The sequence below is a fragment of the Burkholderia sp. BCC1208 genome, assembly GCF_902833095.1.
Lineage (GTDB): Bacteria > Pseudomonadota > Gammaproteobacteria > Burkholderiales > Burkholderiaceae > Burkholderia.
Genome location: NZ_CADFDY010000007.1, coordinates 216,324 through 241,067 on the forward strand (window position 1 = coordinate 216,324; position 24,744 = coordinate 241,067).

Sequence of the window (24,744 nt, forward strand, 5' to 3'; positions counted from 1 at the left end):
AGCAAGGGCCGGCCCGCACCCGTTCAATTGAGCGCCGCCCATACCAGGTACGCATTCAGCCCGACGATCACGATCGTCGCCGCGCCGGCGACGATCGTGAGCGGCATCCGCATGGCGTAAGCGCCCATCACATCCGTGCGCGCCGACAGCATGACCAGCGCGATCATCGGCATCGGCAGCACGAAGCTCAGCACGACCTGGCTCGCCACCATCGTCCGCGTGACGTCGCAGCCGAGCGCGACCACCACGAACGCGGGCGCGATCGTCACCGCCCGCCGCACCCAGATCGACATGCGGCGGTGGATGAAGCCCTGCATCACGACCTGCCCGGCCATCGTGCCGACCACGGAGCTCGACACGCCCGAGGTCAGCAGCGCGACGAGAAACAGCGCGCCGGCCGCCGGCCCGAGCACGGGGATCAGCGTGTGATAGGCGTCGCCGATGTCGGTCATGCCCGGCGCGGCCACGTGGAACGCCGACGACGCCATCATCACCATCGCGAGATTCACGAAGCCGGCGAGCCCGAGCGCGACCACGACCTCGCGGTTCGAGAAGCGCACGAGCCGCCGCCGCTGCGCGTCGTCGCGCGGCGCGGCGCGATCCTGCGTGAGGCCCGAATGCAGATACAGCGTGTGCGGCATGATCGTCGCGCCGATGATCCCGACTGCAATCGTCAGCGCCGCATGATCGGGAATCTGCGGGACCACCAGATGGAACGCGGCCGCACGCCAGTCCTGCGGCGCGATCAGCAGCTCGCCGAGATAGCACGCGCCGATCACGCCGACCAGCGCCGCGATCGCCGCTTCCAGCGGCCGGAAGCCGCGCTTTTCGAGGGCGAGGATCGCGCAGGTCGCGAACGCGGTCGCGATCATCCCCGCGAACAGCGACAGGTGGCACAACAGCCCGAACGCGAGCGCGCCGCCGAGGAATTCGGCGAGATCGGTCGCCATCGCGGCGATCTCCGACGCGATCCACATGCCCCACACGACCGGCACGGGGAAACGGTCGCGGCACAGCTCGGCGAGATTGCGGCCGGTCACGATGCCGAGTTTCGCCGACATCGCCTGGAACAGCATCGCGATCGCGTTCGCGGCCAGCACGACCCACAGTAGCCGGTAGCCGTACGCGGCGCCGGCCTGGATGTTGGTCGCGAAGTTGCCGGGGTCCATGTAGCCGATCGACGCGATCACGGCCGGGCCGACGAACGGCAGCAGCGCGGCGACGCCGGTGCGACGCCCTTCCAGCGCGGCGCGCGCCGCGCCATCGGCTGGCTCGGCGGACGGGCCCGGCAGCGCGAAGCCGCCGGCAGGTTTGCTCGGGACGGGAAGCATGGTGGGGTTTCCGTTCGAATGAGGAAGGCTGATTCGGGCGCACATGCCGCGGCCGGCCTGCCGCGTGCCGGCCATGGCAGGACGATGGCGGCGTTACAGCGGCACGACGTCGGGACGATTGCGCGGAAACTGCGCGATCACGTCCGGCGCGACGTTCAGGTGCGCTTCGACGAGCTTCGGCGGCGTATGCGCGAGCCAGTCGGACAACGACACCTCCGCATAGCGGTCGGTCTTGAAGATTTCGAGGAACACGAGGTCGGTCTGGCCGGTGTTCTGCACGTAGTGACCGAGGCTCTTCTTCACATAGCCGACGTCGCCCGCGCGGAAGTCGGCCGTCTGCGCCTTCGGCCCCGTGTCGAACACCGTCATCCGCGCCTCGCCTTGCAGGTAGTACTGCCATTCGTCGGCGTTCGGATGCCAGTGCAGTTCGCGCATGCCGCCCGGATGCACGGTGACGAGCGCCGCCGCGACCGTCGTCGACACGTTGAAGTTGGTGCTGTCCGCGATCCGCACCTCGCCGCCGCGCGTCTTCCTGACCGGTTTCATGTCGCCGAGCGAAAAAACGAACGGATGCGGCGGCGCACCGGCCGACGCGGCCGACGCGCGCTGCGCGTCCGCGAGCGGGCCGGGTTCGTCGCCCTGGAAGATCCACAGGTTGTCGAGGGGCACGTTCCTGAACGCGTCGGCCGGCACGCCGAAGTTGAGCGCGAGCACGTCGGGCGGCGTATGCGCGATCCAGTCGGTCAGCAACAGCGTGTTGAATTCCGATGCGCGGCCGTTATCGAACGCGAGCAGGAATTCGGCGCCGTCGCGGCCGAGGCCCTGCAGCGAATGCGGCAGGCCGGGTGGGAAATACCAGAGATCGCCGGTTTTGACGTCCTGCACGGACGGCCGGCCGAGCTCGTCGAGCACCGTGATCCGGCAGCGGCCGTCGAGCATGATGGCCCACTCGGCCTGCTGGTGCCAGTGCATCTCGCGAATGCCGCCGCGCGTCAGCCGCATGTTGACGCCGGAAATGGTTTCGGAAATCGCGAAATCGTCCTGCGTCACTTCGCGCGCCCACCCGCCATTCTGAATGCGTTTATGGGCATTATTGAAAGACGCCCAGAATAACGGCATTCCGTTGATATCGGTGGCCGGCGGATTCTGAAAAGACGGGAATTGATTGGCGATGGCCGGATTTTTAGGCCCCGGGTCGGTCAGGCTCTGGCGGTTGCGCGCATTCACCGCGCCTTCCGGCGGGCTGTCCGGATTGCCGAACGAGGCGGCCTTGGCCGATACCGCGATGCCCGCGGCGGCAATGGCGCCGGCCGTACCCGCCAGCATCTTGCGTCGAGAAAGATTCGTCATGATTTCCTCTTCATTCCTGCAATAGAGAGAATTTCCATTACGGAACACTTGCTGTTTTTCGGATTATCGAAAATCAAACATCCCGTGACGCAAGTTAAATCCAAATCGCCGAAAAACTTAAATGAATTATTAGTCTGAATTAATGATTTAATCTGATCGGCTTTAATTTTGTAATTATTTCGGCGCGGAGGGATGCCGGACGGCGACGGATGTCGGCGAATCGGTCAGGTACGGTAAATGAGGAAATACGACCGCGTCAGGTCGGAATGTCACGCATGGCGACAGGAGACGATTGACGCGCGCAACGTGCAATCACCGATGCAATGCGATGCAGTCGATTCGGCTAACCGATCGTGAAAAACGGAAAACAGGCGAACGCCGATACGTCGAACACCGGCTGACCGGGCCGCGCCGGGCCGCGGCTTACTCCCGCGGCATGTCGGCGAGCCGCTGCGCGGCGAACCGCAATCCGCCCAGAATGCGCTCCGCGACCCTTGCCGGAAAACCGGGCGGCAGCGCGGCGCCGACCGACTCGATCACGTGCGGCGTCGTGGCGATGAGCCGTTCGACGATCGGTGTCGCGATATCGCCGAGCAGGCAATATTCGGCCATCGCGCTAAAGTGCCGTCGCGTGATATCGCGCATCGCATAGTGCTTGCGCTTGCCGTGCACGGCCATCGCGAGCTTCGCCTTGTGCCACGACCACTGGTTCGCGCCATCGCCTTCGACCGGCCAGATCGACATCACGTCATAGAGCGGCGTGAGGCGGAAACGGCCGCCCTGCAGCAGGCGCAGGCTGAAGTTCTTCGCATGCCCGTCCGGTGCGGCGAGCATCCAGAACACGATCAGGGCGGCGAACAGTGTGTCGAGATCCTCCCGCGCCGTCTCCGAACGGCGCAGCAGGCCGGCCAGATCGGGCACGCCGGGGCCGCCCTGCGACTCGTACTTCAGGTGAGGCGGCACGCCGAGCGCCTGGCAGAAATCTTCCTGCGGCAAGCGCAACAGCCACCCGCCGTCACGATGCAACACCCGATCGAACCGTTCGACCGACAGCACCTTGTGCGCGCCGAAACGCACGATTTCCGCACCCGCCGCCGGCAGCCCGAACGCTCGCAGGATCGCGAGACACAGCCACTCGTTCTCGACGGAGGCCGTGAGGTCGGCCCGCTTGTTGCCGACCAGCCCGAGCGGCAACTTGAGAATATGCGTCGTGGGCGTGGCACCGTGCGGGCGCATCCAGCGCCCGTCGTGAAACAGCAGCGCGGTCTTTTCCTGCGCACCGGCCAGCGACAGCCGGAAATCGTCGTCGTCCTCGGCCCCCGTCGCCACACCGCTCGCCTGATCGAGCACGCGTGCGACGTCCTCGTCCGACAGCGGCGTACCGTCGATGCGATCCAGGCCGGTTGGCGCATCGTCTTCGCCGAGCAATTGCACCGCCCCGACGCAATCGCGACCGAGCGCGGCAAGCAGATCGAACGGCTCGGTCGTCGCCGTGCCGAACCTGGCGGCCAATCGGCGCCGAATGGCGTCGCTGTCCGGAAGCAGGTTGTCGAAGTAATGATTGACGCGTTCGCCGCGCAACGGAGCGTCGCCGACACCGAACGGCAGCGACAACGACAGCGGGCGGCCGACGGCCGACTGCTTCCAGCCGGCGTCGTACAGCAGTTCCATGTCGCCGCGCACGGGAATCCGCCATGTGCCGACCCTCTGGCCGTTCGTCCAGATCGACAGCGCGCGAGTATGCGATTTGCGTCCCATCGCTTACCACTCGGCGGCGGCTGCGTCGGGCTCGCCCTTGGTGCGGATGCTGAGTTCGAGACCGTACAGCGCGGTCAGCTCGAGCAACTGCCTGAGCGACAGGCTTTCGGTACGCGTGGTTTCGAGCAGCGACAGCCGCGACTGGCCCACGCCGATTCGCACTGCCGCTTCGGATTGCGTCAGGCCCTTGGCCTGACGCGCCGAAGACAGGATTTCGCCCAGTTGCGCGGGCGTATTGACGATGAAATTCACGGCGCGTATTCCTGTAGGCAATAAACCCAGTATATTCCTGATAGGCATAAACGCAAATTATTTCTCATATGCATAAACGTAAAATATGCCTGACAGACATAAAAAGCGAACCCTTGTATGCCGGCCCCAGCTTCTCGAGAGGGTTTTCGACCCTATCGCCCGCCCTCACGCCATAGTTTTTATCCGCTGGCGCGAATGATTTTGGCTTTGTTAGATGGATGACATTCGATCAACCGACGACAACGATCTAACAACCGATGACCTGCGCGTTCGCCCGTACCGTCGAATCCCGCTATGCCGAATTGACGCCGACCGCCAAGCGTATCGCGAGCTACATGCTCGCGAACCTCGACCGGCTCGGGCTCGAGACGGCCGACCAGATCGCGCAACAGGCCGGCACGAGCGGCATCTCGGTCGGCCGCTTCCTGCGCAGCGTCGGCTATCGCAATCTCGACGACCTGAAGCGCGAACTGCGCGGCGGCGGCGATCGCCCGTGGATGATCACCGACCGGCTCGACGAATACCGCCGTGTCACCGGCACGCAACCGGCCGATCGCAACCGCGGCAACGGCGGCGACGGCGCCCTCGCGTCGTCGCTCGAACGCGAACTCGACGCGATCCGCCACGTGTACCGCCTGGCCGAAGGCCCGGTGTTCGCGCAAGTCGCCGACCGGATCGCGCATGCCGACGCGGTGTTCATCCTCGGCATCCAGTCGACGCGCGGCATCAGCAACGCATTCAGCAGCTACCTCGAATACCTGCGCCCGCGCGTGTTCTACTCCGACGGCCAGTCGGGCTCGTACGTCGATTCGCTGAACTCCGAATTCGAACGGCCGTACTGCGTCGTCACCGATACGCGCGCGTATTCGCGCAGCGCGCGCCGCTATTGCCAGGCGGCCGCCGAGCGCGGCCAGCCGTTCGCGCTGGTCACCGATCTGTCGTGCCCGTGGGCGCGCGAATGGCCGGCCGACCTGCTGCAGGTGAAGACCGACGTCGGCCAGTTCTGGGATTCGCTCGCGCCGCTCACCTGCCTGTTCAACCTGCTGATCACGGCCGTGGTCGATCGCCTCGGCCCCGCGATCGACCGGCGCGTCGCGCGCAACCGCGAACTGCAGCACACGTTCGACCAATTCGAATCCTGAGCGAGCCTGAACCCACCTGAACCGCCGATGAACGATCACCGCCTCGTCGAAATCACGCCCGCCACGCATCGCGTCGACATCGATCTGGTCTATGCGACCGAGCGCAACCTGACCGGCAAGCCGATCTACCGCCGTGCGCACTGCCTGTTGCTGGCGCCGGCCGAAGCCGCATTGCGCCGCGCGGTCGACATCGCCGCGCAGGCCGGCTTCACGCTGCGCATCTACGACGCCTACCGGCCGCCGCAAGCGCAGCAGGTGCTATGGGATTTCCTGCCCGATCCGAACTTCGTCGCCGATCTCGGCCGCGGCTCGAATCACAGCCGCGGCACCGCGCTCGACCTGACGCTCGTCGGCACGAACGGCGAGCCGCTCGACATGGGTACCGGCTTCGACGAGATGGTCGCCGCATCGGGCCACTTTCACGCGGGGCTGCCCGAGCAAGTGCAACGCAACCGCCTGCTGCTGCTCGGCGTGATGCACGCAGCCGGCTTCGCGCACATCGACAGCGAATGGTGGCACTACGAACTGCCCGGCTCTCGCGCGTTGCCGCAGATCGACAACGCGGCGAGCGGCCCGTGGCGCCTGATGTAACGACGATGCACGCCCTCTTTTCCGTTCACGTTCACCGACTTCAACGACCGATGGAGCGCACATGAAATTCCCGACATCCCGGCTCGTCGCGGCGCTGGCCGCCGCGTCCGTTCTCGCCGCCGTTCCGCTGTCCGCCGCCCATGCGGAAACGCCGAAGGACCTGTTCGTGATGGCCACGCTGCTCGACGAATTCACGACGCTCGATCCAGGCGAGATCTACGAGCTGGTGCCGGAGGAATACGTCGCGAACACGTACGACCGGCTCGTGCGCGTCGACCTGCGCGATCCGTCGAAATTCAACGGCGACGTCGCGCAGTCGTGGACGGTGAGCGCCGACGGGCTGACCTATACGTTCAAGCTGCGCACCGGCCTCAAGTTCCACTCGGGCAACCCGCTGACGGCCGACGACGTCGCGTGGTCGATCCAGCGCGCGGTGCTGCTCGACAAGGGGCCGGCCGCCGTGCTGACCGGCATCGGCCTCACGAAGGCGAACGTCGCCGCGAACGTGAAGAAGCTCGACGACGCGACGGTCTCGATCACGACCGACCGCAAGTACGCGCCGACCTTCGTGTTGAACGTGCTCGGCTCGTGGCCCGCATCGGTGCTCGACAAGAAGCTGCTGCTGTCGCACCAGCAGGGCAGCGACTTCGGCAACGGGTGGCTGAAGACCAACGAAGCCGGCTCCGGCGCCTACAAGCTGGTCAAGTGGACGGCCGGCGACAGCCTCGTGCTGCAACGCTTCGACGGCTACCGGCTGCCGCTCGCGATGAAGCGCATCGTGCTGCGTCACGTGCCCGAAGCCGCGAGCCAGCGCCTGCTGCTGGAAAACGGCGACGTCGACGCGGCGCGCGACCTGAGCCCCGACGATCTGGCGTCGGTCGTGAAGTCCGGCAAGGCGAAGGTGGCGGCATCGCCGCAGGCGACGCTGCTGTATCTCGGCCTGAACACGAAGAACCCGACGCTCGCGAAACCCGACGTGCAGGAAGCGCTGAAATGGCTCGTCGACTATGCGGGCATCCAGAGCAACGTCGTGAAGACGACCTACAAGGTGCATCAGACCTTCCTGCCCGAAGGTTTCCTCGGCACGCTGAACGCGAACCCGTACAAGCTCGACGTCGCGAAGGCGAAGGCGCTGCTCGCGAAGGCCGGCGTGCCCAACGGCTTCTCCGTGACGATGGACGTGCGCAACGACTATCCGTACACGGAGATCGCGCAGGCCGTGCAGGCGAACTTCGCGCAGGCGGGCATCAAGGTGCAGCTGATCCCCGGCGACAACAAGCAGACGCTCGCGAAATACCGCGCGCGCCAGCACGACATCTACATCGGCGAATGGTCGGCCGACTACATCGATCCGCACAGCAACGCGCAGGGTTTTGCGTGGAATCCGGACAATTCCGACAAGTCGAGCTATAAAATGCTGGCCTGGCGCAACAGCTGGGACATCCCGCAGCTCACGAAGCAAACCGACACCGCGCTCGCCGAGCCGACCGCCGCGAAACGCGCGCAGCTGTATCAGGCGATGCAGAAGGAAGTGCTCGCGCGCTCGCCGTTCGTGATCATGTTCGAGAAAGTCGCGCAGGTCGCGACGCGGCCCGGGGTCAGCGGGCTCGAGGTCGGGCCGATCAACGATCTGGTGTCGTACCGCAACCTGAAGAAGCAATAAGCCTCGCCGCATGTCGACTCCCGCCTCCTCCCTCGAAGCACTGCGCACGCTGCCCGCGCGGCGCCCGGCCGTGCGCTGGGCACTGCGCGTGCTGCGCTGGGCACTCACGCTCGCCGTCACGTTCGCGGGGTTGCTCGCGCTGACGTTCGTGATCGGCCGCAAGGTGCCGATCGATCCCGTGCTCGCGATCCTCGGCGATCGCGCATCGGCCGACGCATATGCGGCCGAGCGCATCGCGCTCGGGCTCGACAAGCCGCTCGTCACGCAATTCCTGATCTATGCGCGCGACGTCCTGCACGGCAACCTCGGCGTGTCGCTGCTGACCGCGAACCCGGTGCTCGACGACATCAAGCGCGTGTTCCCGGCCACGCTCGAACTGGCGACGATCGCGACGCTGATCGGCATCGCGATCGGCGTGCCGCTCGGCGTCGCGGCTGCCGTGAAGCACAACCGGCCGATCGATCACATCGCGCGCTTCGTCGGGCTGATCGGCAATTCGGTGCCGGTATTCTGGCTCGGACTGATGGGACTGCTGCTGTTCTATGCGCGGCTGCACTGGGTCGGCGGCCCCGGCCGGCTCGATCCCGTGTACGACGGGATGGTCGACCCGCGCACCGGAAGCCTGCTGATCGATGCGGCGCTCGCGGGCGAGTGGGACGTATTTCGCAACGCGGTGTCGCACATCGCGCTGCCGGCCGCGATCCTCGGCTACTACTCGGTCGCGTATCTCAGCCGCATGACGCGCTCGTTCATGCTCGACCAGATGAGCCAGGAATACATCGTCACCGCGCGTGCGAAGGGCTTGTCCGAGCGTCGCGTGATCTGGCGGCACGCGTTCGGCAACATCGCGGTGCCGCTGCTCACCGTGATCGCGCTCACGTACAGCAACCTGCTCGAAGGCTCGGTGCTGACCGAGATCGTGTTCGCATGGCCGGGGCTCGGCTCGTACCTGACCGGCGCGCTGCTGAACGCCGACATGAGCGCGGTGCTCGGCGCGACGCTCGTGATCGGCGCGATGTTCATCACCGTCAACCTGCTGACCGACGCGCTGTACCGCGTGTTCGATCCGCGTGCGCGCTGAGGGCCGCCCCGACATGACCGCTTCCACCCTGCTTCTTTCATCGTCCGTGCCGAAGGTCGTCCAATCATGAGCGCCGAACGTCTGTCCCCGCGCGCGTGGCTGTTGTCCGACGCACCGGCATCGCGCTCGCAGGCCGCGCTCGGCCTCGCGTACCGTCGCTGGCGCCGGTTCGCCACGAATCCGCTCAACCTGTTCGGGCTCGCGATCCTGGTCGCGCTGATCGCGGTCGCGCTCGTCGGCCCGCTGATCATGCCGCACGATCCGCTGCGCCAGGTCCTGGCCGACCGGCTGCTGCCGCCGGGCTCGCCGTCGCACTGGTTCGGCACCGACCAGCTCGGCCGCGACATCCTTTCGCGGCTGATCGACGGGTCGCGCCTGACGCTCGGCATCGCGCTGCTCGTCGTCGTGATCGTCGTGCCGATCGGCCTGCTGATCGGCACGACCGCCGGCTATTGCGGCGGCTTCGTCGACAGCATGCTGATGCGCATCACCGACATCGCGCTCGCGTTCCCGAAGATCGTGCTCGCGCTCGCATTCGCGGCCGCGCTCGGCCCCGGCGTGATCAACGCGGTCGTCGCGATCTCGATCACCGCGTGGCCCGCGTATGCGCGGCTCGCGCGTGCGGAGACGATCCGCATCGCACAGGCCGACTACATCCATGCCGCGCGGCTGCAAGGCGCGTCGGGCCCGCGCATCCTGCTGCGTTACATCATGCCGCTGTGCATGTCCTCGGTGATCGTGCGCGCGACGCTCGACATGGCCGGCATCATCCTGACCGTCGCGGGCCTTGGCTTTCTTGGCCTCGGCGCGCAACCGCCGAGCCCCGAGTGGGGTTTCATGGTCGCGTCGGGCCGCAACGTGCTGCTCGACGCGTGGTGGGTCGCGACGCTGCCCGGCATCGCGATCCTGCTCGTGAGCCTCGCGTTCAATCTGCTCGGCGACGGGCTGCGCGACGTCTTCGATCCCCGCCATGGAGCGTGACATGTCGATGAATTCCACCGCCGCGCCGGCACCGCTCTGCGAGATCGACGGGCTGAAGATCGGTTTCCGCGGGCACGACGGCAGCGTCACCGACGCCGTGCGCGACCTGTCGCTGACGCTCGCGCCGGGCGAGCGGCTCGGCATCGTCGGCGAATCGGGCTCCGGCAAGTCGCTGACCGGCCGCGCGCTGCTCGGCCTGCTGCCCGATGCCGCGCGCTGGTCGGCGCGCACGATGCGCTTCGCGGGCCACGACCTGTGCACGATGTCGCCGCGCGAGCGCCGGCGGCTGTGCGGCAGCCAGATGGGCATGATCCTGCAGGACCCGAAATATTCGCTGAACCCGGTGATGACGGTCGCGAAGCAGATGGGCGAAGCGTTCCGGCTGCACGAGCCGGGCCTGCGCGGCCGCGCGCTGCGCGAGCGGATCGTCGAAGCGCTCGAGGCCGTGCAGATCCGCGACCCGGCGCGCGTCGCCGATGCGTATCCGCACGAGCTGTCGGGCGGCATGGGCCAGCGCGTGATGATCGCGATGATGGTGTCGACCGGCCCGCGCCTCTTGATCGCCGACGAGCCGACCTCCGCGCTCGACGTCGCGGTGTCGATGCAGGTGCTCGCGGTGCTCGACGCGATGATCGCGCGGCATGGCACGGGCCTGATGTTCATCAGCCACGACCTGCCGCTCGTGATGTCGTTCTGCGACCGCGTCGCGGTGATGTATGCCGGCCGCGTGGTCGAAACCTGCGCCGCGCGCGACCTGCGCGACGCCTCGCATCCCTATACGCGCGGGCTGCTCGCCGCGAACCCGCCGCTGGCGAACCCGCCCGACGAACTGCCCGTGCTGCGGCGCGACCCGGCATGGCTCGATCCCGCATCGCCGGCCGCCGCACGCGCCGATCGACAGGAGGCCGCACGATGATCGACGTCGATCACGCATCGATCCGTTTCCCGACCCGCACGGGTCACGTCGACGCCGTGCGCGACGCGAGCTTCGCGGTACGCGACGGCGAGGTGTTCGGGCTCGTCGGCGAATCGGGCTCCGGCAAGTCGACGCTGCTGCGTGCGCTGACGGGCCTCGTGCCGCTCGCGGCCGGCAGCCTGTCGATCGACGGCCGCCCGGTGGGCGACACGCCCGATCGCGCGTTCCGCCGCCACGTGCAGATGGTGTTCCAGGATCCGTACGCGTCGCTGCATCCGCGCTTCACCGTCGACCAGACGCTGCGCGAGCCGCTGTCGATCCATGCGATCGGCGACGCCGATGCGCGGATCGCCCGCGCGCTGTCCGAGGTCGGCCTCGGCCCCACGTTCCGCTTCCGCTATCCGCACCAGTTGTCGGGTGGCCAGCGGCAGCGCGTGGCGATCGCGCGTGCGCTGATCGTCGAGCCGCGCGTGCTGCTGCTCGACGAGCCGACGTCCGCGCTCGACGTGTCGGTACAGGCCGAGATCCTGAACCTGTTGCGCCGCCTGCATCGCGAACGCAACCTGACGATGATCCTCGTCAGCCACAACCTCGCGGTGATCGGCTTCCTGTGTCAGCGCGTCGCGGTGATGCAGCATGGGGAGATCGTCGAGCAGCTGCGGATCGAGGACGTGCGGGCCGGGCAGGTCGCACGCGACTACACGCGCACGCTGCTGAATGCGACCGAAGGCTACCGCCGCCTCGATCCGGTGGCCGACGCGCCTGCCACGTGACATCCGCCGGACGCGCACGCATGCGATACTTCGCACGCCGTGCGCCGGCTTGCCGCCGCATGGAACCCTTGTGCACCGCACGGGTCAACTTCCTTTCGTCAACAGCACAGCAATAGGGAGGCGTTCATGCTGCAATTCATCGAAACCCTGGTCGTCGGGCTCATCGTCGGCCTCCTCGCCCGCGCGTTCAAGCCGGGCGACGACAAGATGGGCATCCTGATGACCATCGTGCTCGGCGTCGTCGGCTCGCTGGTCGCCGGCTACGTCGGCCGCGCGGCCGGCTGGTATGCCCCGGGCCAGGGTGCGGGCTGGATCGCGTCGATCATCGGTGCGATCATCCTGCTCGTCGTCGTGGGTGCGATCCGCAAGCGCACGGGCTGAATACCGCCCACCGCTCCAGGTCGAAACGGCCGCTCGTCGCACACGAGCGGCCGTTTTGCTTTTCCCGCATCGTCGTTCCCGGGATCGTCGATTCGTTGAGCACTCAACGATTCACCGGCGAATCGTGCGTCCACCGGCGCGCTTCCCTGGAGCTTACGTCATCGGCAATACCCTGACTTGCGGGCGCACAAATTTGAGATAAATTGATTGAAGGAACACGGCGTCGTTTGCTCATCGCCGCTATTTCTGGTTTCCCACTCAAGAGGTTCGATGAAGTTGCCGTTTACGCATACAGCACCGCAGCGTTGACGGACTGCCATTCGAGCGGCCTCGCTGCGACGCGCTTCCTCTCTGGAGCCTGTCATGAAGCATCGTCTGTTTGCCGCCTCGCTTGCACTGGCTGCCTCGCTTCTGGCCTCGTCCTCGTCATTTGCTGCCGGCGCGTCCGGCATCATCCACTTCACCGGCATGATCGTCGAGCCGCCGTGCGCATTCGCGCTCGATACGGCCGACGCCGCGCATGCGTACGTGCGCCCCGACTGCCCGCGCCCGGCGAGCGGACAAGTCGCGTTCGTCGACGCGGCCAGCCTGCGCACGATCAGGACCACGACCTTTACGCAGGCCTCGCGCGCAATCGTTTTACCTGGCCGCCCGGGCAACGCGCGCGCGCCAATGATCGCCGTCGTGACCTACCAGTAGAAGCCGCTGCGGAACCGTCGTGCGTCAGTCGCGATGGCGCGCGATCCAGTCGCTGAACGCGCGAATCTTCTGCTGGCTGCCGAGGTTCTCGGGGTAGACGAAGAAGTAGCGTGCGCCCGTTTCGAGCACGACGTCGAACGGCCGTTCGAGCCGGCGCGCGCTGACGTCGTCGTCGACGAGCGTCACGTCGCCGATCGCGACGCCGAAGCCCTGCATCGCCGCGTTCGTCGCGAGATCGAGCGTGTCGAACGTCGGCCCGCGCGCGGGATCGACACCGCGCTCGCCCGCATGGTCGAGCCATGCGCGCCAGTCGCGGTGGTCGCGCGTCGGATGCAGCAGCGTATGGCGCGCGAGATCGCCGACCGCGCCGAGCGGCGACGCCTGCCGCAACTCGGGCGCGCAAACGGGTGTCAGCCGCTCGTCGAACAGCGGCAGCGCGACGACGCCCGGGCCCGGCGACGTCCCGTAGACGATTGCCGCATCGAACGGCTCGCTCGAAAAATCGACGACGTGCTGCCACGCGGTCGTGATCTGCACGTGGAGATCGGGATGTTCGCCCTGGAAGCGCATGATGCGCGGCAGCATCCAGCGAATCACGCAGGTCGGCACCTTCAGCGCGAGATCGGTGCGCTGCCGCGTGAGCTTCATCGAGATGTCCTCGATCCGCGCGAAGCTCTCCTCGACCACCGGCAACAACTGTTCGCCCTCCGCCGTCAGCGTGAGACCCTTCGCATGCCGTTTGAACAGCGGAAAACCGTAATGCGCCTCGAGCGTCTGGATCTGCCGGCTCACCGCGCCCTGCGTAATGCACAGCTGCTCGGCCGCGCGCGTGAAGCTGCGGTGGCGAGCCACCGTCGAGAAGATCTGCAGCGCGTGCAGGGGCGGAAGTCGGCGCATGGCGAACGGGAAACAGGAAACGGCGCGGAAGGACCGCGCGCCGACGCCGGCGCGCGCTGACCGACACGATAAGCCAAACGCCGGCTTTGCGCGAGACGCTGGATGCTCAGGCCGTCGCGGTCAGCGCGCCCGCCGCGATGCGCGCCGCCGCCGTGACGACATCCGCGCGCGCCGCGGCAGCGGCGTCCGGCTGCGTGAACGACACGGCCATCACGATCGGCGCGCGCGACGGCGGCCACAGCACGGCGATATCCGTCGTCGTACCGAAACCGCCGGTGCCGGCCTTGTCGGCCACGCGCCAGCCGGGCGGCACGCCCGCCGCGATGCCGGTCGCCCCGCGTGCGCCGCCGACCATCCATTCCGTCAGTTGCGCGCGTTGCGGCTCGTGCAGCACCTCGCCGAGCAGCAGGCGCTGCAGCGTGTCGACCATCGCGACCGGCGTCGACGTGTCGCGCTCGTCGCCGGGCGCGGCCTTGTTCAGTTCGGGTTCCCAGTGATCGAGGCGGAAGGTGGTGTCGCCGCTTTCGCGCGCGAACGCCGTGACGGCCTGCGGGCCGCCGAGCACGCCCATCAGCAGGTTGCCCGCGCCCTTGTCGCCCGACTGCAGCATCGCCGTGCACAGCTGCGCGATCGTCATGCCGGTGTCGACGTGGCTTTCCGTAATCGGCGAGCCGGACACGATTTCATAGCGGCGGTACAGGATGCGGCGCGGCAGCAGCGATGCGTCGAGCGAGCCGCGCGCGAGCATCGCGGCGGCCGCCATGACCGCATACGTGCCGCACAGGGGAAAGCGCTCGCGCGCATGGTGCGCGATACGCACGCCGTTCGACGTATCGAGCGCGGCGACGCCGAGCCGCCCGTTCGAGGCTTTTTCGAGCGCGGCGAGTTCGGCTTGTGCGGTATGGGCGCGCCCCTGGTCGGCGACCGGCGCGGAGGTGCACGCGGCAACGAACGGCGCGGCAACGGCGGCGAGCAACAGCGAGCGGCGTGTCGGAGAATGTTCCATGAATGAGATCTGTTCTGTCGGAAACGGTGGCTCGAAGCAACGCGGCCGCGCATCGGCGACGCGCGACCGTTCACGCCGACGGCCGGCCCGCGACGGCCTTCGCCGCGCATCCCCGAAAGACGCCCGTCGGCCCCGCGCGAAGGCGGGATTCGCATGAACACCTAGCGTAGCAGCGACCGCCGTCGCGTTCCAGCGAAACGGCCGCGCTTCACCCTTGCGACGAAGGCAGATACGGCATCGGATTCACCGGCTTGCCGTCGCGTCGCACCTCGAACAGCAGCGCGACGCGCGAATTGTCGAGGTCGCCCATCTCGGCGATCGCATCGCCCTGATGCACGATGTCGCCGGTCTTCACGAGCAACTTGCGGTTGTGCGCATAGGCAGTCAGGAAATCCGCGTTGTGCTGGACGATGATCAGGCTGCCGTAATCGTTCAGGCCGGTGCCCGCGTACATCACGCGGCCGTCGGCCGCGGCGCGAACCGTGTCGCCCGGTCGGCCGGCGATCTGGATGCCGCGGTTCTGCCCGGGCCGGAACCCGTCGACGATCTTGCCGGTTGCCGGCCACTTGAGCGCGACGCCGCCCGCATGTCGCCTGGTTTCCTTGACGACCTGGCGATCGCTCGCGGTCGACGCGGCGGCTTGCGAACTGGCCTGCGCGGTTGCCGGATTACTCCCCGCGCCATTGCTCGCGACGGCCTGCGTGCCCGTCGTGCCCGCCGGCGGCAGCGGCTGCTGCTTGACGATGCGCAGCACCTGCCCCATGCGCAGTCGGCCGTTGGCGGTCAGCTTGTTCCAGGTGCGCAAGTCGGCCACGCTGCAATCGTTCGCGGATGCGATGCCCGTCAGCGTGTCGCCGCGTTTCACGACGTACTTTTGCGCGACGAGGATCGGTGCGGGGGGCATCGTTGCGGGCGGCGGTGCGGCAGGCGGGCTCGAATCGGAAGGCTGCCCCGCCAGCGTGTCGCTCGGCGGAACGGACTGCGTACTTGCACAACCGGCCATGACGAGCACGGCGGCCAGGCCCGACAGCCACGCCGCCTTGCGGTGAATCTCGCGCGTTTTCATGGACGATCCGACTCCGGTTTGACAATCTTTCAAGCATCTCAAAAACGGAACGGCCGACGTGTAACCGGATGCAAACAATGATGACAAACGATCACGGACCGGATGCCGGCCGGCATTCGCTACCGGTAATACGGTCCGATCCGGAAAAACTTGATGGTCTTTTCGCAGAAAACGGAAGAATTTTCGTCGTAAAAAACTATGGTCGCGATGTTTCAATAGGTTCGAGACGCAACATTCACCGCAACCATGCGACGAATTCGGCACCGGCCCATGCGATACCGATGCACAGGAACAGCAGATGCAACGCGATCTTGAACGACACGCCCCAGGACGAATCGATCTGCATGACAGGCTCCCCGATTGATGTGCGTCCATCATCGGCCATCGATCGCACCCCGAAAATGCGGAAGCGGCGAACCGGGTCTCAGGCTCGCCCTGAGACCGGCGCGCCGGTTCCTGCTAACTTATCGGCCATCCTCCCCCATCGCTTCGCCCACCATGCGCTTCGACCTGACCGACCTGCGGCTCTTCCTGAACATCTGCGAAGCCGGCACGATCACGAGCGGCGCCGAACGCACGCACATCACGCTGCAGGCGGCAAGCGAGCGCATTCGCGGAATGGAGGACGAACTCGGCGTGCCGCTGCTGCACCGGACCAAGTCGGGCGCGCAGGCGACCGATGCGGGCCGCGCGCTCGAACACCACGCCCGCACCGTGCTGCAGCAGATCGATCACATGCGCGGCGAACTGCAGCAATACGGCCAGGGGCTGCGCGGCCATATCCGGCTGCTGTGCAACACCGCGTCGCTGAGCGAATACCTGCCGGACGCACTGGCCGATTACCTGCCCCGCCACCCCAAGCTGTCGATCAGCGTCGAGGAACGCTCGAGCCAGGAGATCGTGCATGCGATCCGCAACAAGACGGCCGAGGTCGGCATCGTCGCCGATTCGGTCGGGCTCGGCGGCCTCGAACAGAAGCCGTTCCGCGAAGACTGGCTGATCGTCGTCGTGCCGGCCGCGCACCCGCTCGCGTCGCGCGACAAGGTCGCGTTCGACGACATCGCCGGCGAAGACTTCATCGGCCTCACCGACGGCAGCGCGCTGCAAGTGCATCTCGCCGACCAGGCGCGCGCGCTCGGCAAACGGATCCGCTATCGCGTGCAGTTGAAGAGCTTCGACGCGATCTGCCGCGTGATCGCGAGCGGCGTGGGCATCGGCATCGTGTCGCGGCATGCGGCCGAGCGCGCGATGCAGACGATGGACGTGCGGCTCGTCGAACTGTCCGATCCGTGGGGCCATCGGAAACTGACGCTCTGCGCGCGGTCGTTCGACACGCTGCCGAAGTACACGCGCGAGTTCGTCGCGTTTTTGTCGGGCAACGCACCGCCGCGGTAACGCGTCGCCCTCGACTCGGAGACATGGCCATGACCGATACCGATCTCGCAACCCGCTATCGCGCGTATATCGACTGCCTGAACCGGCAGGACTGGACGGCGCTCGGCGAATACGTGTCCGACGACGTGATCCACAACGACCGGCCGCTCGGCCTCGCCGGTTACCGCGCGATGCTGGAACAGGACTTCCGCGACATTCCCGATCTCCGTTTCGAGATCCGGCTGCTCGCGTGCGAGCCGCCGCACGTCGCGTGCCGCCTGCGCTTTGCGTGTTCGCCGAAAGGGACGTTCATGGGGCTCGCCGTCGACGGCCGCAAGGTCACGTTCGCCGAGAACGTGTTCTACGAGTTTCACGAAGGCAAGATCCGCCAGGTGTGGTCGGTGATCGACAAGGCGGCGATCGAGAAGCAGCTTTAACCGTCGTCGAAGCGGAGGGCGGCGCCTGCGGCGGCCGGTGGCCGGTGGCCGGTGGCGGCTCGATGCACTTCAATTCTTATGGATAACGTTTTCTCTCGTCACTCATCGAGAACCCGTTTCCTTGTCATGCTGCCACCCGCCGCTTCAAAGCCGATCGCCGTCGGGCAACGAACACTCGATCGACGAAGAAAAATCCCGGCGATTTTCGTGTAATTTCGATTTCCCTCCCGCCCCATCCGCTTCCGCCATCCGGGTTTCTACCGTCGCATCCGATGTGAAAGTTCATTGACATCACACGGATCGATGCCTAAATTTGGAAAACGTTTTCCATCAATTGAGCGCGACGTCGATCATGGCCCGCGCAGGGGGAACGCGTGCCCGCTCGATTTGTGATTCAGGCCGTCCGTCTTCAGGGATCAGGGTTGCGAGGCGGAAGCCGGGTACGGGCATCGAGCGCGGCATCGGTCACACGTGCCCGTCCTTCACCACTATTCGAAACTGGAGACACCATGCATCCGCGCAGCAGATTCGCGCTCGGCGCCGCTGTCGGCGTCCTTTCCGTCGTGCTCGTCAGCGCGTGCGGCGGCAACGACGTGACCGACACGCCGCCGTCGCCCCCTCCGTCCACCCCGCCCGCGCTCGCATCGAACTCGCTGCAGGCGCTCGTCTATGGCGCGCCCGACACCAGCGTGCCGGCCGGCACGAACATTTCCCTCACGATGATGGGCCAGATGCGCGCGCTGTTCGACCTGATCCGGAAATCGCCCGACTTCACGCAGGTCGTGATGGATCTCGGCGACGGCACGCCCGTCCACGTGCTCGACACGAATACCGGCGACAAATTCCTGCCCGGCAAGCTCGCGCTCGGCCTGTCGTACATCCTGATCGACATGAAGTCGAAGAACGATCCGCAATACGCGAGCTACCTCGCGACGTACCAGACGATCACGACTGCGATGATGGCGCAGTCGGGCAGCAACTACGCGTACGCGAACACGTCGTGGGGCGAGTACTACTACCTCGTCGCGCTGAACAACCTGAAGGCGCACGGGATGCTCAACGAAGTCTTCAGCGACGCGATGCTCGCGACGCTGCAGCAGCGGCTCACGTTCTGCGACATGTTCGGCCCCGATGCGAGCGGCAAGACCAATACGTGCCCGGCCGCCGGCACGCCGATCGACATCGCGTCGCTCAACACCGCGCAGAACTACTATGCGGTGTCCTACGGAATCGCCGGGCTGCGCCAGAAGCTCGGCTGGAGCAGCCCGTCGTTCGCGTCGAAGACCGATCCGGCGGTCGCGACGATGGGCGCGCGCGATGCACTGCTGTACACGCTGACGAACCACATCCGCAACGACTCGTCGGGCGGATTCTCCGACGAAGCGTCGAACACGCACACGACCTACTACGACCAGGCGCGCTTCGACCGCTACAGCACGCTGCTGATCGGCGAAGTGGTCGAGCGCACGTTCGAGATGGGCAACGAAGCAAATCTCACGCCGGAGCTGAAGGGCTATCTGCGCAAGTCGGTCGACCTGATCCTGCCGCAGTTGAACACCGACGGCCAGGGCTTCAACTACGGCCGCTCGATCGGCCCGTACGGCGATTCCGCGTTCATGGAGGTACTGACCGCCGCGGCCAATGCCGGCGTGCTGACCGATCGCGAGAAACAGGTTGCGTATGCATTCATCTACCAGGCCGCACGTCGCTTCGACACGTACTGGTACGACCCGTCGCTGCCGACGCCGTCGGTGAACATGTGGGTCAAGGGTCGCGGCACCGACACGTATCGCGGCAAGCCGCGCGTGATGGGCGAGAACTTCAGCCTGCTGCACCAGTACCTGTACGTGAACGCGTGGTGGAACAAGCTCGGCTTCGGCGGCCAGGCGCCGATGGCCGATGCGGACTACCGCGCGTGGCTCGACGCGCTGCCGCGCTACACGCTCACCTGGTACAACCAGCCGGGCGACGCCGCGCATCCGTACAGCGCCGCGCTGCTCACCGTACGGGACGGCCGGCGCGTGATCAACCTGAACCTCAGCCAGGCGCCCGACTACAACTCGTACACGCCGTATTACCCGGTGCCGTTCTCCGACAAGCTGATCTACGGCACGACCGACCTCGGCTACGCGCTACTGCTCCCGCAGGTGACGTACAACACGAAGACCTACGTTCCCGTCACGTACTACCGGAACCTGAACGTGCAGCAAAGCAACGGCCAGGTGATCGTGTCGTTCGATACGGCGAAGTTCCGCCTCGCGTCGAAGAACGCCGCTTACACGACCGATCTCGACCTGCAGGTGCACACGGTGCTGACGTTCGCGCACGGCACGGTCTCGCGCAGCGATACGCTGAGTTCGGGCACGCTCGCGGGCAACCTCGCGGTCGAAACGGACTTCACGTCGTTCGCGGATTTCGCGTCGACGCAAGCCAATGGGGACGGCATGTCGGTGACGTACGCGAACGGCGCCGCGACCGGCTATGCGGCATCCGGGTTCGACAACTGCGCACTGTCCGCCTTCGACACGGCAAACGGCACGACGAATCCGCTGTCGACGACGCCGATCGGGCAGTTGCATTCGAACTTCGCCTGCACGACGAAGCCGTTCGCGCTCGGCGCGGGCGCGACCCGCACGCTCGGGTGGACGCTGAGGTACGCCGATCCGGCGTAAGCGGCGTAACCGCGCCCCCGTGCCCGATTCCCGAAGCCGGCTGCCGAAACCGGCTTCGGGATCAGTCGGCGGCCGGGCGCGCGTTCACCACCATCCCGACCCCGCCATATACGCGCCGAGCGCAATCAGCCCGACGAAGAAGCAGCGCTTGAACATCTTCTCGCTCATCACGCGCCGCGCATACTGCCCGCCGGCCATTCCCGCCAGGGCGGGCACGAGCGCGAGCGCCGACACGCCGAGATCGACCGTCTGCAGGGCGCCCGTCACACGCAACTGCAGGCCGAGCACGATCGTCGACGCGGTGAACGACAGCCCGAGCGCCTGGATCAGATCGTCCTTCGACAGCCGCAGCGCCTGCAGGTACGGCACGGCCGGTACGACGAACACGCCGGTCGCGGCCGTCACGACACCCGTCAGGTAGCCGACCACGGCCGACAGCCATTTTTCATGGCGCCCCGGCGCGGGCAGTCGCGCGGCCGCCAGCCCCCACAGCCCGTAAAGCACCAGCACCACGCCGAGCGCCGCATGCGTCCACGTGCTGCCGGCCGCGAGCGCCGGCAGCCCGCCCGTCAGCGTGCCGACCGTCAGGCCCGCGAGCAACGGCCACAGCCGGCGCAGCAGCGCGCCGAACGACGGGCCGAGTCCCAACTGCCACACGTTGGTGATGAACGACGGCACGAGCAGCAGGCTCGCCGCGGCCGACGGCGGCATCGCGAGCGTCAGCAGACCCATCGCGATCGTCGGTAGCCCGAGCCCGATCATGCCCTTGACCGCGCCGGCCAGCAGAAAAACCAGCACGATGATCGTCAGCGTATGAATTTGCATGGCAGACATTCCGTTCGGTGAGCACGGCGCCGATGGTGCCTGCCTGCCATGCCGCCCGCCATCTGGTTTTGCCTGAGGCTGGCTCGGGCCGGTCGGACGGGGCGTTCAGGCCCGTCGATCCGGCCCCGTGAATCACCCGCGGCTCTGCTCGCTGTCGAGGTGCGCCATCTGAGCGGCCGGATAGCGCTCACCGGCAGCTGCCCCGGCGGGAACCGCCGCTTCGATGCGGGCGAGATCATCGACCGTTAGTTGCAATTCAGTCGCCAGCAGACCGTCCTGCAGTTGCGTGCGCTTGCGCGCGCCGATCAGCGGCACGATGTCGGCACCGCGCGACAGCACCCATGCAATGGCGACCTGCGCGGGATTACTGCCCTTCTCGTCGGCGATCGCGCGCAGCGCGTCGACGAGCGCGAGGTTGTGCGCGAGGTTCTCGCCCTGGAAACGCGGGCTCGCCGCGCGGAAATCGCGCTCGCCCTGCCGCGCCGCAGTCCAGCGCCCGCCCAGCAGCCCCCGCGACAGCACGCCATAGGCCGTCACGCCAATGCCCAACTCGCGGCATACGGGCAGAATCTCGGCCTCGATCCCGCGCGAGAGCAACGAGTATTCGATCTGCAGATCGGCGATCGGCGCGACGGCGGCTGCGCGGCGGATCGTGTCCGCGCCGGCTTCCGACAGGCCGATATGACGCACGTACCCGGCCTTCACGAGATCGGCGATCGCGCCCACCGTCTCCTCGATCGGCACCGCCGGATCGACGCGTGCCGGGCGGTAGATGTCGAGGTAGTCGGTGCCGAGCCGCTTCAGCGAATACGCGACGAAGTTCCGGATCGCCGCGGGCCGCGCGTCGTAGCCGGCAAACCCGCCGGCCGGATCGCGCAGCGCGCCGAATTTCACGCTGATCCGCACCTGGTCGCGCGCACGGCCGCGCAGCGCGTCGCGGATCAGCATCTCGTTGTCGCCCATGCCGTAGAAGTCGCCGGTATCGAGCATCGTGATCCCGTGATCGAGCGCCGCGTGCAGCGTCGCGATGCTTTCGTCGCGGTCGGCCGGCCCGTAGAAATCCGACATCCCCATGCAGCCGAGCGCGATCGCCGATACCTGCGGGCCCGTGCGGCCCAGTTGACGCATGTCCATGTCCGTTTCCTTCGAATGGTGAGTGGATGAAACGGATTCTGAGCGCACGGCGCCGCGCGATAAACGGGAAACGCTCCACCAAACCATTCGACGCTGATTAACAATGGAGCCTGTTCCCGTTCCCGCCGAGGCTCTCGCCCACATGGACCACCTGCAAGCCATGCGCATCTTCGCGCGCGTCGCCCATCTCGGCAGCTTCACGAAAGCGGCCGAGCAGCTCCAGCTGCCGCGCCCGACGGTCAGCAACGCCGTCCAGTATCTGGAAAAGCACCTGAAGATCCGCCTGCTGCAACGCACGACGCGGCGCGTCGCGCTGACCGCCGAGGGCGCGACCTACTACGAGCGCTGCGTGCGGTTGCTGGCCGATCTCGACGACGTGGAAACGCTGTTCGAGGATGCCGGCGCGTCGCCGCGCGGCATGATCCGCGTCGACCTGCCCGAACGTTTCGCGCTGAACCGGGTGATTCCGGCGCTGCCGGATTTTCACGCGCGCTATCCCGATCTGCGCGTCGTGATCAGCACGACCGACCGCTTCGTCGATCTCGTCGCGGACGGCATCGACTGCGCGGTGCGGGTCGGCGTGCTGTCCGACACGTCGCTCGTCGCGCGGCGCGTCGGCGAGATGGCCCAGATCAACTGCGCGTCGCCCGCCTATCTCGCGCGCCACGGCACGCCGCGCTCGCCGGACGAGTTGCCGGATCACGTCGCGGTCGGCTATTTCTCGAGCCGTACGGGCCGCGAGCTGGACTGGGAATATGCAGACATGGATTCGGGCGAGGTGCACACGGTGAAGATGCACAGCGTCGTGTCGGTCAACAGTTCGCAGGCGTATCTCGCGTGCTGCCTCGCGGGCCTCGGGCTGATCCAGGCGCCGCGCGACGGGCTCGCGCCGCTGCTCGCCGACGGTTCGCTGGTCGAGGTGCTGCCGGAATGGAATGCCGGGCCGCTGCCGGTGTCGGTGGTGTTTCCGCACGGCCGGCATCTCGCGCCGCGCGTGCGGATCTTCGTCGACTGGCTCGCGGAAACGCTCGGCGGCCGGGCGGACTGACGGCGGCCGTGCCGGAGCCCTTCGCCCCGGCGCCGGCGCGCGATCAGAACTTGTGGCGGATCGCGGCGCGCACCGCGAACTGGTTCGACGACGCCGACGGGCCGTCCGTCCCGACGACATAGCCGCCGTCGGCTGCCGTGCCCGTCTTGTCGCCGCCCACCTTCTGCCACGCGCCCTGCAGGTAGACGTCGGTGCGCTTCGACAGGCTGTAATCGGCCATCAGGCCGACCGTGTGGTACTTCGGCTTGAACGAGCCGGCCGCGGCATCGTACTTGCCGTCCGTGTATACGTACTGCGCGCCGAGGTAGAAATCGGACGTGAGCTGGTACTTGCCGTTGATCTCGAAGTTCTGGAACTTCGTCGCGGTCAGCCCGAGGCCGGCGAACGTCGACGCCGGCAGGTAGACCGTCGACACGGGATTCTTCACGTCGGTCTTCGTATAGACGATGCCGACCGTGGCCGGGCCGAACGTGTAATTGACGCCGCCGCCGAAGATGCGCAGCCGATCGGCGACGAAGTTCGCGTCGTCGGCCGCGATCGCGCCCGCGCTGCCGACGCCCGGGTTGTTCGCCTGCAGGTATGCGGCCGCGACCTGCAGCCCGGCCAGCGAATACTGCGCGCCGATGCTGTACTGGCGGTTGTTCGAGAAGCCCGTGCCGTTGCTGAAGCTGTACGTGCCGCCGAACGTCAGGCCGTTCCAGTCGGGGCTCGCGTACTTGACCGTGTTGTTGACGCGGAACGAGTTGTCCGTGTTGTCGTTGTCGAACGGGTGCGAGAACAGCGTGCCGCCCCAGTTGCCGTTCGCGGTCAGCGGCGCGAGATAGTCGACGACGGAATCGTACTGGCGGCCGAGCGTCAGCGTACCGAAGCGCGACTCGGAAAGCCCGACGAACGCCTGGCGGCCGAACATGCGGCTACCCTGGCCGAGCCGGCCGTTGTTCACGTCGAAGCCGTTTTCCAGCGTGAAGATCGCCTTCAGCCCGCCGCCGAGATCCTCGCTGCCCTTCAGGCCCCACCGGCTACCCTGCGCGTAACCGCTCGCGAGCTGGTAATTCGTCTTTCCGACCCCATTGACGTTGACGTTGTTCGTGTAATTGAAGCCTTCGTCGATCACGCCGTACAGCGTCACGCTGCTCTCGGCGAAGGCCGGCGCGGCGAACGCAGCGAACGCGGCGGCAAAAATGACGTGCTTCTTCATGACGGTTCTCCGGAGCCGAGGGCCGGGCGGGCCGAACGCCCGGCGAATGTTTGATCTGTTCTGGGTATGGATGGCCCGCAGGGCGGACGACGCGGTGTGCGGCCGCGTGAGGACAAAATGGTGTCACGACGCAAACCGTCCGTCCATCGGGTGCTGATCGTCGCGCGCA

The 24,744-nt window shown here is 66.8% G+C and carries 23 protein-coding genes; 13 read left to right on the forward strand and 10 right to left on the reverse strand.

All coding sequences use genetic code 11. The features are described from left to right. Positions 1-23: 23 nt before the first annotated feature. The 4 genes from HWX09_RS18260 to HWX09_RS18275 all read right to left on the reverse strand — a co-directional run bounded on the left by HWX09_RS18260 (position 24) and on the right by HWX09_RS18275 (position 4,691). The gene (locus HWX09_RS18260; RefSeq protein ID WP_027780867.1) at positions 24-1,331 is read right to left on the reverse strand and encodes an Nramp family divalent metal transporter; all 1,308 of its coding nucleotides are present in this window, start codon (positions 1,329-1,331) and stop codon (positions 24-26) included. A 93-nt stretch (positions 1,332-1,424) separates the two neighbouring features. Next, positions 1,425-2,681, reverse strand: coding sequence for an oxalate decarboxylase family bicupin (locus HWX09_RS18265; RefSeq protein ID WP_027780868.1), 1,257 nt, complete (start codon positions 2,679-2,681; stop codon positions 1,425-1,427). A gap of 423 nt (positions 2,682-3,104) precedes the next feature. Next, positions 3,105-4,439: a type II toxin-antitoxin system HipA family toxin gene (locus HWX09_RS18270; RefSeq protein WP_027780869.1), complete on the reverse strand. Its 1,335-nt coding sequence runs from the start codon at positions 4,437-4,439 to the stop codon at positions 3,105-3,107. Between the two features lie 3 nt (positions 4,440-4,442). Next, entirely contained in the window at positions 4,443-4,691 is a 249-nt protein-coding gene (locus HWX09_RS18275) for a helix-turn-helix domain-containing protein (RefSeq protein ID WP_027780870.1), read from the reverse strand. A gap of 257 nt (positions 4,692-4,948) precedes the next feature. On the opposite strand from HWX09_RS18275, the gene HWX09_RS18280 reads away from it, so the two are divergent. The 9 genes from HWX09_RS18280 to HWX09_RS18320 all read left to right on the forward strand — a co-directional run bounded on the left by HWX09_RS18280 (position 4,949) and on the right by HWX09_RS18320 (position 12,918). After that, positions 4,949-5,833, forward strand: coding sequence for a MurR/RpiR family transcriptional regulator (locus tag HWX09_RS18280; RefSeq protein WP_027780871.1), 885 nt, complete (start codon positions 4,949-4,951; stop codon positions 5,831-5,833). A 27-nt stretch (positions 5,834-5,860) separates the two neighbouring features. Continuing rightward, positions 5,861-6,424: a D-alanyl-D-alanine dipeptidase gene (gene ddpX / locus HWX09_RS18285; RefSeq protein WP_027780872.1), complete on the forward strand. Its 564-nt coding sequence runs from the start codon at positions 5,861-5,863 to the stop codon at positions 6,422-6,424. 61 nt (positions 6,425-6,485) lie between these two features. Continuing rightward, positions 6,486-8,087, forward strand: coding sequence for an ABC transporter substrate-binding protein (locus HWX09_RS18290; protein ID WP_027780873.1), 1,602 nt, complete (start codon positions 6,486-6,488; stop codon positions 8,085-8,087). Between the two features lie 10 nt (positions 8,088-8,097). Beyond that, positions 8,098-9,168, forward strand: a complete 1,071-nt coding sequence (locus tag HWX09_RS18295) for an ABC transporter permease (protein ID WP_027780874.1) — start codon at positions 8,098-8,100, stop codon at positions 9,166-9,168. Between the two features lie 66 nt (positions 9,169-9,234). Further along, a complete protein-coding gene (nikC, locus tag HWX09_RS18300; protein WP_027780875.1) occupies positions 9,235-10,149 on the forward strand; it encodes a nickel transporter permease in 915 nt (304 codons plus the stop codon). Position 10,150: 1 nt separating this feature from the next. Further along, positions 10,151-11,065 (forward strand): ABC transporter ATP-binding protein, encoded by a 915-nt coding sequence (locus HWX09_RS18305; RefSeq protein WP_027780876.1) that lies wholly within the window; start codon positions 10,151-10,153, stop codon positions 11,063-11,065. After that, positions 11,062-11,838, forward strand: coding sequence for an ABC transporter ATP-binding protein (locus HWX09_RS18310; protein ID WP_027780877.1), 777 nt, complete (start codon positions 11,062-11,064; stop codon positions 11,836-11,838). The genes HWX09_RS18305 and HWX09_RS18310 overlap by 4 nt, the downstream gene beginning before the upstream one ends. A gap of 126 nt (positions 11,839-11,964) precedes the next feature. Next, positions 11,965-12,219, forward strand: coding sequence for a GlsB/YeaQ/YmgE family stress response membrane protein (locus HWX09_RS18315; protein ID WP_027780878.1), 255 nt, complete (start codon positions 11,965-11,967; stop codon positions 12,217-12,219). A 363-nt stretch (positions 12,220-12,582) separates the two neighbouring features. Beyond that, positions 12,583-12,918 (forward strand): hypothetical protein, encoded by a 336-nt coding sequence (locus HWX09_RS18320; RefSeq protein WP_027780879.1) that lies wholly within the window; start codon positions 12,583-12,585, stop codon positions 12,916-12,918. A 24-nt stretch (positions 12,919-12,942) separates the two neighbouring features. Here HWX09_RS18320 and HWX09_RS18325 read toward each other — a convergent pair whose 3' ends face one another. The 3 genes from HWX09_RS18325 to HWX09_RS18335 form a co-directional block, all read right to left on the reverse strand. Further along, entirely contained in the window at positions 12,943-13,815 is an 873-nt protein-coding gene (locus tag HWX09_RS18325; RefSeq protein ID WP_027780880.1) for a LysR substrate-binding domain-containing protein, read from the reverse strand. Positions 13,816-13,921: 106 nt separating this feature from the next. Then, the gene (gene bla, locus HWX09_RS18330) at positions 13,922-14,821 is read right to left on the reverse strand and encodes a class A beta-lactamase (protein WP_027780881.1); all 900 of its coding nucleotides are present in this window, start codon (positions 14,819-14,821) and stop codon (positions 13,922-13,924) included. A 208-nt stretch (positions 14,822-15,029) separates the two neighbouring features. After that, positions 15,030-15,887, reverse strand: coding sequence for a peptidoglycan DD-metalloendopeptidase family protein (locus HWX09_RS18335; protein WP_027780882.1), 858 nt, complete (start codon positions 15,885-15,887; stop codon positions 15,030-15,032). Positions 15,888-16,385: 498 nt separating this feature from the next. Between HWX09_RS18335 and HWX09_RS18340 the strand changes: the two genes are divergently transcribed. From HWX09_RS18340 to HWX09_RS18350, 3 genes are all read left to right on the forward strand, one after another. Further along, complete coding sequence (locus HWX09_RS18340) at positions 16,386-17,282, forward strand: LysR substrate-binding domain-containing protein (RefSeq protein ID WP_027780883.1); 897 nt, start codon at positions 16,386-16,388, stop codon at positions 17,280-17,282. 29 nt (positions 17,283-17,311) lie between these two features. After that, positions 17,312-17,698: an ester cyclase gene (locus HWX09_RS18345; RefSeq protein ID WP_027780884.1), complete on the forward strand. Its 387-nt coding sequence runs from the start codon at positions 17,312-17,314 to the stop codon at positions 17,696-17,698. 509 nt (positions 17,699-18,207) lie between these two features. Beyond that, complete coding sequence (locus HWX09_RS18350) at positions 18,208-20,370, forward strand: hypothetical protein (protein WP_027780885.1); 2,163 nt, start codon at positions 18,208-18,210, stop codon at positions 20,368-20,370. A gap of 84 nt (positions 20,371-20,454) precedes the next feature. Here the strand turns inward: HWX09_RS18350 and HWX09_RS18355 are convergent, their stop codons facing one another. Then, positions 20,455-21,195 carry a sulfite exporter TauE/SafE family protein gene (locus HWX09_RS18355; RefSeq protein ID WP_027780886.1) on the reverse strand — a complete coding sequence of 247 codons (741 nt, stop codon included), beginning with the start codon at positions 21,193-21,195 and terminating at the stop codon, positions 20,455-20,457. A gap of 132 nt (positions 21,196-21,327) precedes the next feature. Continuing rightward, positions 21,328-22,329 carry an aldo/keto reductase gene (locus tag HWX09_RS18360; protein WP_027780887.1) on the reverse strand — a complete coding sequence of 334 codons (1,002 nt, stop codon included), beginning with the start codon at positions 22,327-22,329 and terminating at the stop codon, positions 21,328-21,330. Between the two features lie 142 nt (positions 22,330-22,471). On the opposite strand from HWX09_RS18360, the gene HWX09_RS18365 reads away from it, so the two are divergent. Beyond that, complete coding sequence (locus HWX09_RS18365) at positions 22,472-23,377, forward strand: LysR family transcriptional regulator (protein WP_027780888.1); 906 nt, start codon at positions 22,472-22,474, stop codon at positions 23,375-23,377. A 43-nt stretch (positions 23,378-23,420) separates the two neighbouring features. Here HWX09_RS18365 and HWX09_RS18370 read toward each other — a convergent pair whose 3' ends face one another. Next, positions 23,421-24,575 carry a porin gene (locus HWX09_RS18370; RefSeq protein ID WP_027780889.1) on the reverse strand — a complete coding sequence of 385 codons (1,155 nt, stop codon included), beginning with the start codon at positions 24,573-24,575 and terminating at the stop codon, positions 23,421-23,423. Positions 24,576-24,744 lie beyond the last annotated feature (169 nt).

What these genes read in the sequence shown, in the direction of transcription:
- HWX09_RS18260 (WP_027780867.1), bottom strand. Translation starts at nt 1,331, where the DNA reads ATGCTTCCCGTCCCGAGCAAACCTGCCGGCGGCTTCGCGCTGCCGGGC.
- HWX09_RS18265 (WP_027780868.1), bottom strand. Translation starts at nt 2,681, where the DNA reads ATGACGAATCTTTCTCGACGCAAGATGCTGGCGGGTACGGCCGGCGCC.
- HWX09_RS18270 (WP_027780869.1), bottom strand. Translation starts at nt 4,439, where the DNA reads ATGGGACGCAAATCGCATACTCGCGCGCTGTCGATCTGGACGAACGGC.
- HWX09_RS18280 (WP_027780871.1), top strand. Translation starts at nt 4,949, where the DNA reads ATGACCTGCGCGTTCGCCCGTACCGTCGAATCCCGCTATGCCGAATTG.
- ddpX (WP_027780872.1), top strand. Translation starts at nt 5,861, where the DNA reads ATGAACGATCACCGCCTCGTCGAAATCACGCCCGCCACGCATCGCGTC.
- HWX09_RS18290 (WP_027780873.1), top strand. Translation starts at nt 6,486, where the DNA reads ATGAAATTCCCGACATCCCGGCTCGTCGCGGCGCTGGCCGCCGCGTCC.
- HWX09_RS18295 (WP_027780874.1), top strand. Translation starts at nt 8,098, where the DNA reads ATGTCGACTCCCGCCTCCTCCCTCGAAGCACTGCGCACGCTGCCCGCG.
- nikC (WP_027780875.1), top strand. Translation starts at nt 9,235, where the DNA reads ATGAGCGCCGAACGTCTGTCCCCGCGCGCGTGGCTGTTGTCCGACGCA.
- HWX09_RS18305 (WP_027780876.1), top strand. Translation starts at nt 10,151, where the DNA reads ATGTCGATGAATTCCACCGCCGCGCCGGCACCGCTCTGCGAGATCGAC.
- HWX09_RS18310 (WP_027780877.1), top strand. Translation starts at nt 11,062, where the DNA reads ATGATCGACGTCGATCACGCATCGATCCGTTTCCCGACCCGCACGGGT.
- HWX09_RS18315 (WP_027780878.1), top strand. Translation starts at nt 11,965, where the DNA reads ATGCTGCAATTCATCGAAACCCTGGTCGTCGGGCTCATCGTCGGCCTC.
- HWX09_RS18320 (WP_027780879.1), top strand. Translation starts at nt 12,583, where the DNA reads ATGAAGCATCGTCTGTTTGCCGCCTCGCTTGCACTGGCTGCCTCGCTT.
- HWX09_RS18325 (WP_027780880.1), bottom strand. Translation starts at nt 13,815, where the DNA reads ATGCGCCGACTTCCGCCCCTGCACGCGCTGCAGATCTTCTCGACGGTG.
- bla (WP_027780881.1), bottom strand. Translation starts at nt 14,821, where the DNA reads ATGGAACATTCTCCGACACGCCGCTCGCTGTTGCTCGCCGCCGTTGCC.
- HWX09_RS18335 (WP_027780882.1), bottom strand. Translation starts at nt 15,887, where the DNA reads ATGAAAACGCGCGAGATTCACCGCAAGGCGGCGTGGCTGTCGGGCCTG.
- HWX09_RS18340 (WP_027780883.1), top strand. Translation starts at nt 16,386, where the DNA reads ATGCGCTTCGACCTGACCGACCTGCGGCTCTTCCTGAACATCTGCGAA.
- HWX09_RS18345 (WP_027780884.1), top strand. Translation starts at nt 17,312, where the DNA reads ATGACCGATACCGATCTCGCAACCCGCTATCGCGCGTATATCGACTGC.
- HWX09_RS18350 (WP_027780885.1), top strand. Translation starts at nt 18,208, where the DNA reads ATGCATCCGCGCAGCAGATTCGCGCTCGGCGCCGCTGTCGGCGTCCTT.
- HWX09_RS18355 (WP_027780886.1), bottom strand. Translation starts at nt 21,195, where the DNA reads ATGCAAATTCATACGCTGACGATCATCGTGCTGGTTTTTCTGCTGGCC.
- HWX09_RS18360 (WP_027780887.1), bottom strand. Translation starts at nt 22,329, where the DNA reads ATGGACATGCGTCAACTGGGCCGCACGGGCCCGCAGGTATCGGCGATC.
- HWX09_RS18365 (WP_027780888.1), top strand. Translation starts at nt 22,472, where the DNA reads ATGGACCACCTGCAAGCCATGCGCATCTTCGCGCGCGTCGCCCATCTC.
- HWX09_RS18370 (WP_027780889.1), bottom strand. Translation starts at nt 24,575, where the DNA reads ATGAAGAAGCACGTCATTTTTGCCGCCGCGTTCGCTGCGTTCGCCGCG.